The sequence below is a fragment of the Streptomyces sp. AHU1 genome (assembly GCF_045343905.1).
Taxonomy (GTDB): Bacteria; Actinomycetota; Actinomycetes; order Streptomycetales; family Streptomycetaceae; genus Streptomyces; species Streptomyces triticiradicis.
On sequence record NZ_CP174283.1, the window covers coordinates 5,854,333 to 5,868,775 of the forward strand.

The 14,443-nt window shown below is 71.6% G+C and carries 15 protein-coding genes; 10 read left to right on the top strand and 5 right to left on the bottom strand.

Going from position 1 to position 14,443, the window contains the following annotated elements:
* Entirely contained in the window at positions 1 to 948 is a 948-nt protein-coding gene (nudC, locus tag ACICHK_RS26205; protein ID WP_151472794.1) for an NAD(+) diphosphatase, read from the top strand.
* A 63-nt stretch (positions 949 to 1,011) separates the two neighbouring features.
* Here the strand turns inward: nudC and ACICHK_RS26210 are convergent, their stop codons facing one another.
* Positions 1,012 to 1,269: a mycoredoxin gene (locus tag ACICHK_RS26210; RefSeq protein ID WP_151472795.1), complete on the bottom strand. Its 258-nt coding sequence runs from the start codon at positions 1,267 to 1,269 to the stop codon at positions 1,012 to 1,014.
* Positions 1,270 to 1,591: 322 nt separating this feature from the next.
* Here ACICHK_RS26210 and ACICHK_RS26215 point away from each other — a divergent pair, with 322 nt between their 5' ends.
* The 5 genes from ACICHK_RS26215 to ACICHK_RS26235 all read left to right on the top strand — a co-directional run bounded on the left by ACICHK_RS26215 (position 1,592) and on the right by ACICHK_RS26235 (position 5,507).
* On the top strand, positions 1,592 to 3,787 hold the full coding sequence (locus tag ACICHK_RS26215) for an ATP-dependent DNA helicase UvrD2 (protein WP_406838798.1): 2,196 nt from the start codon (positions 1,592 to 1,594) through the stop codon (positions 3,785 to 3,787).
* A 164-nt stretch (positions 3,788 to 3,951) separates the two neighbouring features.
* Positions 3,952 to 4,278 carry a hypothetical protein gene (locus ACICHK_RS26220; RefSeq protein WP_151472798.1) on the top strand — a complete coding sequence of 109 codons (327 nt, stop codon included), beginning with the start codon at positions 3,952 to 3,954 and terminating at the stop codon, positions 4,276 to 4,278.
* A 176-nt stretch (positions 4,279 to 4,454) separates the two neighbouring features.
* A complete protein-coding gene (locus tag ACICHK_RS26225) occupies positions 4,455 to 4,823 on the top strand; it encodes a WhiB family transcriptional regulator (protein ID WP_028802016.1) in 369 nt (122 codons plus the stop codon).
* Positions 4,820 to 5,143, top strand: a complete 324-nt coding sequence (locus tag ACICHK_RS26230; protein WP_406838799.1) for a hypothetical protein — start codon at positions 4,820 to 4,822, stop codon at positions 5,141 to 5,143. Before ACICHK_RS26225 ends, ACICHK_RS26230 begins: the two co-directional genes overlap by 4 nt.
* A gap of 139 nt (positions 5,144 to 5,282) precedes the next feature.
* Positions 5,283 to 5,507: a hypothetical protein gene (locus ACICHK_RS26235; RefSeq protein WP_406838800.1), complete on the top strand. Its 225-nt coding sequence runs from the start codon at positions 5,283 to 5,285 to the stop codon at positions 5,505 to 5,507.
* Positions 5,508 to 5,573: 66 nt separating this feature from the next.
* Here ACICHK_RS26235 and ACICHK_RS26240 read toward each other — a convergent pair whose 3' ends face one another.
* Positions 5,574 to 6,947: an ABC1 kinase family protein gene (locus ACICHK_RS26240; RefSeq protein WP_406838801.1), complete on the bottom strand. Its 1,374-nt coding sequence runs from the start codon at positions 6,945 to 6,947 to the stop codon at positions 5,574 to 5,576.
* A complete protein-coding gene (locus ACICHK_RS26245) occupies positions 6,940 to 8,130 on the bottom strand; it encodes a TOMM precursor leader peptide-binding protein (protein WP_406838802.1) in 1,191 nt (396 codons plus the stop codon). Before ACICHK_RS26245 ends, ACICHK_RS26240 begins: the two co-directional genes overlap by 8 nt.
* Before the next feature lie 236 nt (positions 8,131 to 8,366).
* Here ACICHK_RS26245 and ACICHK_RS26250 point away from each other — a divergent pair, with 236 nt between their 5' ends.
* The 4 genes from ACICHK_RS26250 (at position 8,367) to ACICHK_RS26265 (ending at position 12,241) form a co-directional block, all read left to right on the top strand.
* Positions 8,367 to 8,963, top strand: a complete 597-nt coding sequence (locus tag ACICHK_RS26250; RefSeq protein ID WP_406838803.1) for a M48 family metallopeptidase — start codon at positions 8,367 to 8,369, stop codon at positions 8,961 to 8,963.
* Between the two features lie 128 nt (positions 8,964 to 9,091).
* Positions 9,092 to 10,777, top strand: a complete 1,686-nt coding sequence (locus tag ACICHK_RS26255; protein ID WP_406838804.1) for a TerD family protein — start codon at positions 9,092 to 9,094, stop codon at positions 10,775 to 10,777.
* 11 nt (positions 10,778 to 10,788) lie between these two features.
* Positions 10,789 to 11,469 carry an AIM24 family protein gene (locus ACICHK_RS26260; RefSeq protein WP_103548048.1) on the top strand — a complete coding sequence of 227 codons (681 nt, stop codon included), beginning with the start codon at positions 10,789 to 10,791 and terminating at the stop codon, positions 11,467 to 11,469.
* A 16-nt stretch (positions 11,470 to 11,485) separates the two neighbouring features.
* Entirely contained in the window at positions 11,486 to 12,241 is a 756-nt protein-coding gene (locus tag ACICHK_RS26265; RefSeq protein ID WP_406838805.1) for an AIM24 family protein, read from the top strand.
* A gap of 96 nt (positions 12,242 to 12,337) precedes the next feature.
* Here ACICHK_RS26265 and ACICHK_RS26270 read toward each other — a convergent pair whose 3' ends face one another.
* The gene (locus ACICHK_RS26270) at positions 12,338 to 12,859 is read right to left on the bottom strand and encodes an NUDIX hydrolase (protein WP_406838806.1); all 522 of its coding nucleotides are present in this window, start codon (positions 12,857 to 12,859) and stop codon (positions 12,338 to 12,340) included.
* Positions 12,856 to 14,286 carry a zinc-dependent metalloprotease gene (locus ACICHK_RS26275; protein WP_406838807.1) on the bottom strand — a complete coding sequence of 477 codons (1,431 nt, stop codon included), beginning with the start codon at positions 14,284 to 14,286 and terminating at the stop codon, positions 12,856 to 12,858. Before ACICHK_RS26275 ends, ACICHK_RS26270 begins: the two co-directional genes overlap by 4 nt.
* Positions 14,287 to 14,443 lie beyond the last annotated feature (157 nt).

Sequence of the window (14,443 nt, forward strand, 5' to 3'; positions counted from 1 at the left end):
GTGACCACCTGGACCGACCACAGCGCCGACCGTCCCATCTCGCTCACCGCTCCGAGCGGCATCGACCGGGCCGCCCACCACCGGCTCGACGAGGCCTGGCTCGCGGCGGCCTGGAGCCACCCCACGACCCGCGTCTTCGTGGTCTCCGGCGGTCAGGTGCTCATCGACGAGACGGCCGACGGCACCACCGAGCTGCTGATGACGCCCTCCTTCGAGGCCCCGCTCACCGAGGCGCACCGCTATTTCCTGGGCACGGACGACGACGGGGTGAGCTACTTCGCGCTCCAGAAGGACGCGCTTCCCGGCCGCATCGACCAGTCCGCCCGTCCGGCGGGCCTGCGCGAGGCGGGCCTGCTGCTGTCGCCGCGCGACGCGGGCCTGATGGTGCACGCGGTCGGCCTGGAGAACTGGCAGCGCACCCACCGCTTCTGCTCCCGCTGCGGCGAGCGCACGGTGATCGCCGCGGCCGGCCACATCCGCCGCTGCCCCGCCTGCGGCGCCGAGCACTACCCGCGCACCGACCCGGCCGTGATCATGGCCGTCACGGACGACGACGACCGCATCCTGCTCGGACGCCAGGTCCACTGGCCCGAAGGCCGCTTCTCCACCCTCGCGGGCTTCGTCGAGCCCGGCGAGTCGATCGAGCAGTCCGTGCGCCGTGAGGTCCTCGAGGAGGTCGGCGTCACGGTCGGCGAGGTCGAGTACGTCGCCAGCCAGCCCTGGCCGTTCCCCTCCAGCCTCATGCTGGGCTTCCGGGCCCGCGCCACCTCGTCGGAGATCAGCGTCGACGGCGAGGAGATCCACGAGGCCCGCTGGTTCTCCCGGGACGACCTGGGAGCCGCCTTCGAGTCCGGTGAGGTCATGCCCCCCTACGGGATCTCGATCGCCGCCCGCCTGATCGAGCTCTGGTACGGCAAGCCCCTGCCGACCCGGGGAAACAGCGCCTGAGGCTCCGGACATGACGAACGCCCCTCCGGCCGGCCGGAGGGGCGTTGCCGTGCGCGCGGGAGATCAGGCCGTGAGGGCCTGCTTCACCTGGGCGAGACTCGGGTTCGTCATGACGACCTCGGCGCCGCCGGCACCGGGGACGATCCGGACGGTCGGCACCGTCTGGTTGCCGCCGTTCGCCTTCTCGACGAACGCCGCGGACTGCGGGTCCTGCTCGATGTTGATCTCGGTGTACGCGATGCCCTCACGGTCCAGCTGGCTCTTGAGCCGGCGGCAGTAGCCGCACCACGTGGTGCTGTACATCGTCACAGTGCCCTGCATGTCTCTTGCGCTCCTTCACGGCTTCGGGTGCGTGGTCGCTGCAAGTGGAACGCAGGTCACCCGGCCGTCATTCCCTCGGGGGGTATCGGGGACCCCCGCCGGGACGTGACGCTCGCCGCACACCGGGACGCCACGCTTGCCGCATCCGTGCCGCACCGCAGGTGACGGGGCCGCGGCAGGGAAGGGGCGAACCTCCGCGACTGGCTGAAACGCGCCCTCGGCACACGCGGCGGACGTGACGCTCACCGCATTCGTACGACCGCAGCCGTCCCCCTGTGGACAACCGGCTCACCCGTCTCCGCCGACCTGGCAGCATGGCTGTGTGACAGCAGCAACGCACTCCACCCTCTTCCCGCGGGTCCCGGACACGGCCGACGCGGTGCTCGACGGGCTCGACCCCGAACAGCGCGCGGTGGCCACCGCCCTGCACGGTCCGGTGTGCGTGCTGGCGGGAGCCGGCACGGGCAAGACGCGGGCGATCACCCACCGCATCGCCTACGGGGTGCGCGCGGGGATCCTCCAGCCCTCCAGCGTTCTCGCGGTCACCTTCACCAACCGGGCCGCGGGCGAGATGCGCGGACGGCTGCGCCAGCTCGGTGCCGGAGGCGTCCAGGCCCGCACCTTCCACTCCGCCGCGCTGCGCCAGCTCCAGTACTTCTGGCCGAAAGCCGTCGGTGGCTCACTGCCCCGGCTCGTGGACCGCAAGATCCAGCTCGTCGCGGACGCGGCGGCCGCCTGCCGCATCCGCCTCGACCGGGGGGAGCTGCGGGACGTCACCGCCGAGATCGAGTGGTGCAAGGTCACCCAGACCATCCCCGCCGACTACGCCGCTGCCGCCGCCCGGGCCGGCCGCGAAGCCCCCCGGGACCCGGCCGAGACCGCCAAGATCTACGCGGCGTACGAGGACCTCAAGCGCGACCGCGCGGTCATCGACTTCGAGGACGTCCTGCTGCTCACGGTCGCCGTCCTGCAGGACCGGCACGACATCGCCGAGCAGGTCCGCTCCCAGTACCAGCACTTCGTGGTCGACGAGTACCAGGACGTCAGCCCGCTCCAGCAACGCCTTCTGGAACTGTGGCTCGGCGAGCGGGACAGCCTCTGCGTGGTGGGCGACGCCAGCCAGACGATCTACTCGTTCACCGGTGCGACCCCGGACCACCTCCTCGACTTCCGCACCCGCCATCCCGGAGCCACCGTCGTCAAGCTCGTCCGCGACTACCGCTCCTCGCCCCAGGTCGTCCACCTGGCCAACGGCCTGCTCTCCCAGGCGCGGGGCCGGGCCGCCGAGCACCGTCTCGAACTGATCTCCCAGCGGCCCCCGGGCGCTGAGCCCGTCTACGCCGAGTACACGGACGAGCCCGCCGAGGCCGAGGGCGCCGCCCGCCGCATCCGCGAGCTCATCGCCTCGGGCGTCCCCGCCGGCGAGATCGCGGTCCTGTTCCGCACGAACTCCCAGTCCGAGACCTACGAGCAGGCACTCGCCGACGCCGGTGTGCCCTACCAGCTGCGCGGGGCCGAGCGGTTCTTCGACCGCCCCGAGGTGCGCAAGGCGGGCGCGGCCCTGCGCGCAGCGGCCCGTTTCGGCGGCAACGACACGCTCCTCGCCGACGCCGTCGACCTGCCCTCGCAGGTCCGTGCGGTGCTCTCGGGCGAAGGCTGGACCGGCAGCCCCCCGGCGGGCTCCGGCGCGGTCAGGGAACGCTGGGAGTCGCTCGCGGCCCTGGTGCACCTCGCGCAGGACTTCGCGACCGCCAAGCCCGGCGCGACGCTCGGCGACCTGGTGGCCGAACTCGACGAACGCGCGAGCGCCCAGCACGCCCCGACCGTGCAGGGCGTCACCCTCGCCTCCCTGCACTCCGCCAAGGGCCTCGAGTGGGACGTCGTCTTCCTGGTGGGCGTCGCCGAGGGCATGATGCCGATCACCTACGCAAAGACCGACGACCAGATCGAGGAGGAGCGCCGCCTCCTCTACGTCGGTGTCACCCGTGCCAGGGAGCACCTCTTCGTCTCCTGGGCGCTCGCCCGCTCGCCCGGCGGCCGCGCGGGCCGGCGCCCCAGCCGGTTCCTCGACGGGCTGCGCCCCGGCTCCGTCGCCACGGCCGGCGGCCGCGCCGGCGCCGCCCAGGGCGGCATCGAACGCGGCGCCGCGAGAACCGGCGTCACCGCCGCCCGGCGTACGAGCCGCAGCCCCGCGCGCTGCCGGGTCTGCGGCCGCACGCTCGCCGACGCCGGTGAGATGAAGCTGATGCGCTGCGACGGCTGCCCCTCCGACATGGACGAGGGTCTCTACGAGCGGCTGCGCGAGTGGCGCGCGGTGCAGGCGGAGCGCAGCGGGCAGCCCGCGTTCTGCGTCTTCACCGACAGGACACTGATGGCGATCGCGGAGACCGCGCCGGACGACGAGGGCGAGCTCGCCCGGATCCCCGGGGTCGGTGTCCGCAAACTCAACCGCTTCGGAGCCGACGTTCTGGCCATCTGCGCAGGTCGGGAGGTCATGGAAGACGGCGGGGGCAACTGATTCAAAATCGTCGAGAAAATAGTTTGCGCATGCCCCAGCGATCCCCATAGGTTCTTAACCACGGCAACAGCGGCCTTCTCGAAGGCCCTGGTTCCGTGCTGTACTTAATAACCGTCGGATCGGCTCACGCCGGTCCCCCTAGACGCCGAGAGGAGGCGATTCCAGTGATCAGCATCGACACCAGCTCCAGCAACACCGTGAAAATGACCGATCGCTCGGTCGTCGTCTCCATGTGCTCGCTCGGCCTCTCGAACCTGGGCACCGGTCTGTCCGGCATTCCTGCCGTCCGGCCGGCGTCCTCCGTGTCTCTCGCGGGTCTTCCCGTCCGTGAGCGCAATGAGCGACCGACCCAGGCACTGGAAGCGGCAGTAGTGGCAGAGGCACATGCCTATGCCTTTGCGGCAGCCGGTGCCGGATCCCTGAAGCAGACGCAGCAGCACCACACGATGTGGGCCTTCCGTGGGCCTGAACCCTGGAGTGATCCAGCCTGATTCACCATCAGGCCGGCGCCTTCAGGGCCGCGGAACCCCACCCGGGATCCGCGGCCCTTCTGTTTGTCCCCGACCGGGGACGGCGGAGCGAAGGGGCCTCGGGACAAGAAAAGAACCCGGTACCAGCCGCCAACCGGCCGACCCCGGCCGGAACGACCAGACGAGGAAGACGAACCGTGCAACTCGAAGCGCACGCCCCGTCCGTACCGCCTTCCGAAACGATCCCCCCGCCCGGCCTCACGGAGGACTCCACCTTGATCCCCCTCACCGCGCTCACCGCGCTCGACGACGCCATCGAGAACCTCGGCGTACCCGTCCCCTGCCGCTCCTACGACCCGGAGGTCTTCTTCGCCGAGTCGCCGGCCGACGTCGAGTACGCCAAGTCTCTCTGCCGCACCTGCCCGCTGATGGAGGCCTGCCTCGCCGGCGCCAAGGAGCGGCGTGAGCCCTGGGGCGTCTGGGGTGGCGAGCTCTTCGTCCAGGGTGTCGTCGTGGCCCGCAAGCGGCCGCGTGGCCGCCCGCGCAAGAACCCGGTCGCGGCATGAACATCCGAGGAACGATCGACCGCCCCCTGACGCACGACCCCAAGAAGCAGGCCCCGATGAAGCCGTCCACGAGCGAGCCCGCAGGCTCCGCGATCCCAGACTTCGCCACCACCGGCGCGACCGACTCGCGTCAGAACAGGACCCGAGAGATGCAACTCATCCCAGAAGCCCTGGCTCGTGCGCATATGCACGAGCGACTGCACCAGGCCGAGCGGGAACGCCAGGCCGTGCGCCTGGCGGCCGCTCGCCGCATGCAGCGCAGGGCCGAGCGCGCCTCGATGCGCGCCCGGCGTGCGCTGGCCATGGCGGTCATGCAGTAATCGACGTACGCCGTCGTAGCAGCCGTTGCAGTCGCAGCAGTCACAGGCAGTGAGTCCCGCGGGGGCCGGTCCGTTCGGACCGGCCCCCGCGGTGCGTTGCACCGGGCGATCCGCCGACAGCGGAGATATCGTCGCCAGGGTGACGAGTCTTCCCGAAGACAGTGACAGCACCGGCCCCGCACCGGAGTCCGACGCGGACGAAGCCGAGAGGATCGTGTGCGCCCGCTGCGGCACCTCCGCTCCCGGCCCCAGGCCGACATGGACCTGTTCCGTCGAGAACGGCACCCGCCACTACTTCTGCGACAACTGTTCCCGCGACAACCTCAGGGCGATCGAGGGCCGCCTCGACTCGGCCTGGTGGTAGACCCGGTCCGACGACCGCCCCGCCCGCCGGCCCGATCCCGCCCGCAGCCGGATCCGTGACGACCCCTCACGCCTCGGCGGCGGACACCTCTTCGTCCAGCTCCTCGTCCGCGGGCTCCTCCGGCACGAACCCCGGCAGCCACTCCTCCAGTTCGTCACGCAGACGGACCGTGGCGCCGAGCTGGCACAGGACACCTATGGTGCTCAGGGTCACCCGGTGTATGAGGAGATAGGAGGGCGGCAGGTTCAGCTGCCTGCCCAACTGGTGGGCGGGGGAACGCGGATCGGCGATGCGGGCGGCCTGACCGCGCATCCAGCCCCGGGTGAAGGTGAACTCGTCCACCTCGGCCGGTTCGATGATCGGCAGCAGATAGTCCAGGACCGCGTCGGGCTCGAGGTCTATCGACTCCTTGACGAAGCCTTCCTCGCAGAGCAGTTCGTAGACCGAATCGGCGTCACCCTCCAGGGTCATCCGGAGGGAATCGCCGATCGGCTGGGGCAGGCCCCCGGGAAGCCGGTCCACCGTGCCGAAGTCCAGGACCCCCAGACGCCAGCCGTTCTCCCCGTCCGGCAGGAGACGGAAGTTGCCCGGGTGCGGATCGGCGTGCAGCAGACCGGTGCGGGCGGGCCCCGAGAAGAGGAAGCGGGCCAGCAACTGGCCGGCACGGTCCCGCTGTTCCTGCGTGCCGTCGGTGATCACCTCCGACAGGGGCACCCCGTCGATCCACTCCGTCACCAGAACCTGCTCGCACTGATGGACCACCGCGGGCACCAGTACGTCCGGGTCGTCCGCGAACTCCTCGGCGTGCGCCGCCTGCGCCCGCGCCTCCAGGCCGTAGTCGAGCTCCTCGGAGACCCGGTCGCGCAGCTCCGTGATGAGCGGCTTGATGTCCATCCCGGGGATCAGGGGACCCAGGAGCCGTGCGAAGCGGCTGAGCTGGGTCAGGTCGGACAGGAGAGCCTCACCCGCCCCCGGATACTGCACCTTGACGGCGACTTCACGGCCGTCGTGCCACACCGCCCGGTGCACCTGGCCGATCGAGGCCGCCGCCGACGGCTTGTCCTCGAACTCCACGAACAACTCGGCCCAGTCCGCGCCGAGCCGCTCCTCCAGCACGGAGTGGACCGTGCGTGTGGGCATGGGGGGCGCCGCGTCCTGGAGTTTCGTCAGCGCCGCACGATAGGGGCCCGCGATCTCCTCCGGCAGTGCCGACTCGAACACGGACAGTGCCTGCCCGAACTTCATCGCACCGCCCTTCAGCTCCCCGAGGACCTTGAAGAGCTGCTCGGCCGTGCGCTGCTGGAGTTCACGGCCCACGATCTCCGCCGACTTCCCGCCGATCCGCTTCCCGAGCCCCCAGGTCGCCCGCCCGGCGAAGCCGAGTGGCAGCGCGGCCAGTTTGGCAGTCCGGGTGACCGCCTTCCGGGGAAGATCAGACATGCGCCCTCCAGGTCCCAGCAAGCTGTGCCGCGTGCGGCTGTCGCCCTGCCATTGTCTCGTGCGCTCCGCCGTCCTCGGGGGTCCGCTCACCATTTGTTTTCCTCGCGGTGCCGCAGGCGCAGGCGGGATGCGCCCGGACCGGTGTCGTGCGCCACTCGCATCCGGGGAGCGAGGCCTCCCGGCGAACTCCCGCGACGGCGGCCGGATCTCCGTCCAGGAAGGCGAGCGCGTGGCTCGCGGCGAGTCCGGCGACCGCGGCGGCGAGAGCGAGATCACACGGGGCCACCCGCCGCTGCCGCCCGGAGCGCCACTGCGCGACCAGGCGCGGCCAGGCCGGATCGCGGTCGGTGCGCCGCTGGTCCAGACAGCCCGCGCAGCCGGTGTCGCCCGGCAGGACCAGGGGGCCCACGACCCCGGTCGCTTCGACGACCCCCGCGTAGAGATGGGGCGTCCCCGAGGCGATCAGGCCCTCGGCCGACGCGGGGTCCGGCGCGTGGACGCCGAGACCGTCCCGGGGAGCGAGGACCACGAGGGACAGCCCGAGTGTCTCTTCCGTCCCTCTCCCCCCGGCCGGGGCGCGGGGCGGACGGTCCGGGGCGGCCCGGTGCACCGCCCGCCGAGCGGCGTCCTCCCGGCGCTCGCCGACGGACTCGACGGGAAGCCCGCCCGGCGCTACGTCCCACGGCTCGACGCGGCCGAGGTCACGCACCTCGACCTCGCCCACGCCGGCGCCCGCGAGCAGCGAGGCCAGAACGACTCCCACCCGGCCGGCGCCCCGCACCTGGACCCGCAGACGGCGGCGGGCCGCCAGACGTCCGACGGCCCCGCCCGGATCGCGGACGACGAGGGAGAGGGAGGCGAGGTCCGGGCGCAGCCGGTCCAGGACCTCCTTCTTCTCGCGCAGGGCGTCCGCGGCCGGGCCGCCTCCGGTCGTGTCGTCCAGGAGGCCGGACCCGGCCAGCCGGTCCACCAGGGCGTCGACATGCCCGTCGGACAGCCCCAACCGCCGCCCCTGCTCGCGCAGCAGCGGCATTCCGCGTGTCCCGTCGAGCAGTTCGAGGAAACCGCCCGTCGCGGTGTCCACCGGGCCCAGCACCATCGCGTGCGCCGGGGTCATCCCGAACTGCACGGTGGCGAGATCCCGCCAGCCGCGCCGCAGAGCGGGCTTCACGATCGGATGCATGACCTACCCCCGTAGACCCGTAGTACGTCCCTGTACGTCCTCGTACGTCCCCGTACGTCCGCGGCGCACTTCGCGGCGCGGACCGGATGCCAGCATGCCCGCGTCCGCCGGACCCCGCCGAAAGTTGTCCACAGGCGGCGCCGTTCGTCGTACGAATCAGACGGGCAGGGCGCGGATCGGCATCGAACCGTTCCGGGGGCGGGACTTCCCCCATGTGCAGCAGGTAACGTCGGGGCGTGCCCGCCGACCCACCGCACAGCGCCGCGACATCACAGCGCAGCACGACGAGCCCGCCGCCGAGCGGCTCGGGGGCGAGCGCGATCGAGGTCCGCAGGAGCGCCCGACGGCGCAGAACGGTCTCCGCGTACCGCGAGGGCGACCGCACCGTCGTGCTCATCCCCGCCCGGATGTCCGAGGCGGAGGAGAAGCGCTGGGTGACCGTCATGCTCGACAAACTGGCCGCCCAGGAGAGCCGACGGGTGCTCGGCGACACCGAGCTGGCCGAACGCGCCGAGCGGCTATCGGCCCATTACTTCGACGGCCGGGCGCGGCCGTCGTCGGTGCGCTGGGTCACCAACCAGAACACCCGCTGGGGCTCCTGCACCCCCGCCGAGGGCAGCATCCGCCTGTCCCACCGGCTGCAGGGCATGCCCGAGTACGTCGTCGACTACGTCCTCCTCCACGAGCTCGCCCATCTGCTCGTACCCGGCCACGGGCCCCGCTTCTGGCGTCTCCTGGAGGCCTATCCGCGGACCGAGCGCGCCCGCGGCTACCTCGAGGGGGTCGTCGCCGCCGACCGGCTGCCCCACCTCCCGGCCGCGCGCGAGGAGTAGGGGCGGGCGGACCGTCCCGCCGGGAGTGCGATTGTGTACCGGCTCTGCACCGGCTTCGTCCACTTCCGGACTTTGCGGTTAGCCTGACGCGACGCACTCGTATTCGGGATGGGGGACGGTCGTTACGCATGGCCAGGGAATTCCAACGCGGCCACAAGGCCAGGATCAGTGACCTCACCGCGGGCACGGATCTGTACGTAGGTGTACAGATCACCGGCCCCGGGCTCACCTTCGACATCAGCTGCTTCGGCCTGGACGCCGACGAACGGCTGTCGGACGACCGGTACTTCGTCTTCTTCAACCAGCCGAAGTCCCCCGAGGAGTCCATCCAGCTGCTCGGCGCGCAGTCGGGCGACACGGAGTCCTTCCGGGTCACCCTCGACCGGATTCCGGCGCACATCCAGAAACTGTCGTTCACGGCGACGATCGACGGCGCCGGACAGATGTCGCAGATCGCCCCCGGATACCTGCGCGTCGTCGCGGGCGGTGAAGAGGTGGCCCGGTACGCGTTCAACGGTGCCGAGTTCTCCACCGAACGTGCCGTGATGCTGGGCGACTTCTACCTCAAGGACGTCTGGCGCTTCGCCGCGGTGGGACAGGGCTTCGACGGCGGCCTCGACGCGCTGCTGAAGAACTTCGGCGGCGAGGTCGCCGAGGAGGAGCCCGCCGCCCCGCAGCCGGGGCCCGGCGCCGCGCCGTCCTTCGCCCCGCCCGCCCAGACCACCCCCGCGCCCGCGTTCGGCGCCCCGGCGGCGCCCGCCCCGGCGCCCGCGCAGGGCTTCGCGCCGCCGCCGGGTGCCACCCCGCCCGCGCCTCCCGTGCACGCCGCCCCCACCATCGTGGGGCCGCTGCACACCCCGCCGGGCGGCACCGTCCCGCCGCCGGGCCCCGCACCGTACGCGCAGCCGCCCGGCCCGCCCGGTCCGCCGCCCGGATACGGCCAGCAGCCCGGCCAGACGGCCCACATGCCGCCCGGCTACGGCCAGCAGGCACCGTCCGCGCCGCCCGGATACGGCCAGCCCCCGACGGCGCCCCCCGGTTACGGCCAGCAGCCGCCCTACGGTCAGATCCCGGGCCAGGCACCAGGGCAGTACCCGGGCCAGCCCGGCGCCCCGTCCCCCTACGGCGCGCCCCAGGGCGCCCCGCAGGGCGGAGCCGGTGTGGCCGCCGCGCTGAGCGCCTTCAAGGAGACGCCCACCGGCCAGCGGTGGACCCCGCAGAACAAGAAGCTCATCCGTGTCGACCTCGGCATCGGCGGCCAGGCCGTACTGGCCCGTCAGGGCAGCATGGTGCTGTACCAGGGCAAGGTCGACTTCAGTTACAAGGGCGCCGGGTTCGCCGGCCGGATCGTGGGCAACGCGACCGGCCAGGAGATGCAGCTCATGCGCTGCACCGGCCAGGGCCAGGTGTTCTTCGCCGAGAACGCCACCCAGGTGCACCCCATCGAGCTCCAGGGGGACGCGATCTGCGTCTCCGCGGAGAACGTCCTCGCCTTCGACGAGTCCCTCCAGTACGAGGTCCGCCGCATCGAGGGGCACGGCATCCCCGGGGGCGCGCTGTTCACGATGCAGTTCCAGGGGACGGGCACCATCGTCGTCAAGACGCACGGCGCGCCCGTCGTCCTGCCGGTGACGCCCACGACGTTCGCCGACTGCAACGCCGTCGTCGCCTGGTCGGCCGCCGCGCAGGTGATCGTCTCCAGCCAGGTGAGGATGCGCCGGAACGCCTACGCCGGTGACACCGGGGAGAGCGTGAACCTCCAGTTCCGCGCCGCGCCAGGCAATTTCGTCGTCGTCCAGCCGTACGAGGTCTGAGGGAGCCCGTCATGAACCAGCCACTCGCGGGCTTCGCCCCTGCACCCGTCACCGCGCGCATGGAGAACCACGGCAATCACATGCTGAAGGTCGCCATGCAGACCGGGAACGACCTCCTCGCGCGCGTGGGATCGATGGTCGCCTACGAAGGGTTCGTCCAGTACGAGCCCAACCCGCCCGCCGTACGCCAGATCGCCCGCGACTGGATGACCGGTGAGGGCGCGCCCCTCATGAAGTGCTCCGGCGACGGCCTGCTCTACCTGGCCGACTACGGGGCGAACGTCGTCGTCATCAACCTCAACGGGGACGCGATCTCCGTCAACGCGACCAATCTGCTCGCCTTCGACGCCCACCTCACCTGGGGGGTCGAGCGGGTCAAGGGGCTCGCCAAGTTCGCCGGACAGGGTCTGTGGAACACCAAGATCTCCGGTCAGGGCTGGGTCGCGCTGACCTCCCGCGGCAAGCCGATCGTCGTCGACTGCGGCGGCGGTGAGGACGAGACGTACGTCGACCCGGACGCGCTCGTCGCCTGGTCCCCGAACCTCAAGGTGAAGGGCAAGCGCAGCTTCAAGGCGCAGTCGCTGATCGGACGCGGCAGCGGCGAGGCGTTCCAGATGGCGTTCTCCGGCCAGGGCATCGTCGTCGTCCAGCCCAGCGAGGACAGCACCGACCGCCTCCGAGTCCGGGGCTGAGGGGGAGCAGGACATCATGCAGAGCCCGCTTTTCGGCTACAACGAGCAGCAGACCCAGGACCGCTACAGCCTGCAGAACTCGCAGATGCTGCGCGTCGTCCTGGAGGGTCACGACGACATCCTCGCCCGCAAGGGCACCATGGTCGCGTACCAGGGTCTCGTCGAGTTCGACGCCGAGTACCAGAACAGCAGTCAGCACCGCGCGCGTGCGCACACCGGTGAGGGTCTCGACCTGATGCGCTGCCACGGGCAGGGCACGGTCTACCTCGCCAACCTCGGTCAGCACGTGCACATCCTCGACGTCGACCAGGACGGCCTGACCGTCGACAGCAGCTATGTGCTGGCGATGGACTCCGGGCTGCACCACGAGGTCATCGCCGTGGACAGCCAGTACGGCATCTCCGGTTCCGGCAAGTACCAGCTCAACATCACGGGGCGCGGCAAGGTCGCGCTGGTGACCTCCGGGATGCCGCTGCTGATGCAGGTCACCCCGGACAAGTACGTCAACTGCGACGCCGACGCGATCGTCGCCTGGTCCACCGGCCTGCGCGTGCAGATGCAGGCCCAGACCCATTCCTCCGGAGTGTGGCGGCGCCGCGGCAACACCGGTGAGGGCTGGGAGCTCAGCTTCATGGGCAGCGGTTACGCGCTCGTACAGCCGAGTGAACTGCTGCCGCCGCAGAACGCGGTGATCGGCCAGGGGCTGCGTGCCCAGTACGGCATGGGCCAGCAGGGCGTGCACGCGCAGAACCAGGGCAATGTCTGGAGCTGACCGTTCGGCCGTCCGGGTCACGGCGGTCCGGTGAGCGAAGGCGAGGGGCGACCGTCATGGACGGTCGCCCCTCGGGCGTCGCCGGCCCCGGGGCGGTCACAGCCGGGCGCGGGCCGCTTCCAGGAGTCGTACGACCGAGTCGTCGGCGGCCTCGGAGACCTCGTCGTAGGCGAACCACCGCAGGTCCAGGGACTCGTCGCTGATGGCCGGGGCGGCGTCGGCCGGGGCGAGGGCGGCGTACTGGACGTCCAGGTGCCAGTGGCACGGCGCCGGGATCGCGTGCCGGTCCAGCCTCACGGGGCCGCCCGGCAGCAGCGTCAGGCCCTCGACGCCCGACTCCTCCAGCGCCTCGCGCAGGGCGGCCTCGGCCAGGGTCGAGTCGCCCGGCTCGCAGTGCCCGCCCATCTGCAGCCACATCCGGAGCTTGCGGTGCAGCGTCAGCAAAACGCGGCCGCGTGACGGGTCGATCACCAGGGCGCTCGCCGTGAGGTGCCCGGCCTCGCAGGACTTCCACATCGCGTCCGGACGCACGGACAGGTGGTCCAGATAGACCTGGCGCAGCTCTTCCTGGCCCTCGTAGGCCTTCAGCACGAGGACCGCGTCGTCGTGCAGGCTCACTCGGCGCCGTCACCCTTGCCGGAGTCCTCCGGGCCGTCGTGCTTCTTCAGGTCCGGCTTCTCCGCGGCGCCGCTCGCGGCCTCGCCGAGCATCTTGTCGAGCTCGGAGAAGTCCATGTGCTCGCGGTGCACGAAGCCGTCCGGGTCGTCCAGGTCGGACGCCGTCGGCAGCATGTCCGGGTGGGCCCACAGGCCGTCCCTGCCGTCCACACCGCGCGCGTCGGTGAGCGAGGCCCACAGGCGCGAGGCGTCGCGCAGCCGGCGCGGGCGCAGCTCCAGACCGATCAGCGTGGCGAACGTCTGCTCGGCGGGGCCGCCCGTGGCGCGGCGGCGGCGCAGCGTCTCGCGCAGCGCGTCGGCCGACGAGAGCCGCGGCTTGGCCGCCGAGTGGACGACCGCGTCCACCCATCCCTCGACCAGCGCGAGGGCCGTCTCCAGGCGGGCCAGCGCCGCCTTCTGCTCCGGCGTGTCCTCCGGCTGGAACATGCCCTGCTGGAGTGCCTGCTGCAGTTCCTCCGGGTTCTGCGGGTCGAACTGGCCGACCACGTCCTCCAGCTTCGCGGTGTCGACCTTGATCCCGCGCGCGTACCCCTCGACAGCGCCGAACAGGTGCGAGCGCAGCCACGGCACGTGCGCGAAGAGGCGCTGGTGGGCGGCCTCGCGCAGGGCGAGGTAGAGGCGTACCTCTTCCTGGGGGACGCTCAGGTCCTTGCCGAACGATTCGATGTTCAGCGGCAGCAGCGCGGCCTTGCCGACCGGGCCGAGCGGCAGACCGATGTCGGTCGAGCCGACGACCTCGCCCGCGAGCACGCCGACGGCCTGGCCGATCTGCGTACCGAACATGGCGCCGCCCATGGAGCGCATCATGCCGATCAGCGGGCCCGCCATGGCCTGCATCTCCTCGGGCAGCACGTCGCCCATGGCCGCGCCGACCCGCTCGGCGACCGGGTCGACGAGTTCCTTCCACACGGGCAGGGTCGCCTCGACCCACTCCGCCCGGCTCCAGGCCAGCGCGGAGGCGGCACCGGACGGCAGGGACGTCGCGTCGTCCAGCCACAGATCGGCCAGACGGACGGCCTCCTCGACCGCGAGCCGCTCGGAGTGGCCGACGCTCGCGTCCTTCTTGCCGTCGGAGGTGCCCTGGGCGACCGTCTGCCGGGCGATCTGCTTGGCCATGTCCCAGTTCACCGGTCCGCCCTCGTACGAGAGCATCTGGCCCAGCTGCTGGAACGCGGCGCCCAGGTCGTTGGGGTTCATCGAACCGAACATGGCTGCGAGCGGATTGTCGGCTCCGGGGCCACCGGCTCCGGGCAGCCCGAAACCGAACGGTCCCTGAGCACCGCCGCCCTGCTGGTCCTTCTTCTTGCCCTCGTCGCCGTGCTCCGGCTCCTCCGGCGGAAGGCCGAATCCGAATGGGGTGTCACTCACGGGATTCCTCGGCTGGTAAGGCCGCCGGTTCGTTCCGACGGCGGCTGCCCACAACACCACCCAGCGTAGACACCTGAACCCGATCGGGCCTCGGTGCTTCGCCGACTCGTCGCCTGCGGCAGGATGGATGCCACCTGGTAGGGGCGCGTCACACGCG

Coding starts and splice junctions, on each gene's coding strand:
- ACICHK_RS26230 (WP_406838799.1), top strand. CDS start 4,820: ATGAACATCCGAGGAACGATCGACCGCCCCCTGACGCACGACCCCAAG.
- ACICHK_RS26260 (WP_103548048.1), top strand. CDS start 10,789: ATGAACCAGCCACTCGCGGGCTTCGCCCCTGCACCCGTCACCGCGCGC.
- ACICHK_RS26240 (WP_406838801.1), bottom strand. CDS start 6,947: ATGTCTGATCTTCCCCGGAAGGCGGTCACCCGGACTGCCAAACTGGCC.
- ACICHK_RS26245 (WP_406838802.1), bottom strand. CDS start 8,130: ATGCATCCGATCGTGAAGCCCGCTCTGCGGCGCGGCTGGCGGGATCTC.
- ACICHK_RS26265 (WP_406838805.1), top strand. CDS start 11,486: ATGCAGAGCCCGCTTTTCGGCTACAACGAGCAGCAGACCCAGGACCGC.
- ACICHK_RS26210 (WP_151472795.1), bottom strand. CDS start 1,269: ATGCAGGGCACTGTGACGATGTACAGCACCACGTGGTGCGGCTACTGC.
- ACICHK_RS26255 (WP_406838804.1), top strand. CDS start 9,092: ATGGCCAGGGAATTCCAACGCGGCCACAAGGCCAGGATCAGTGACCTC.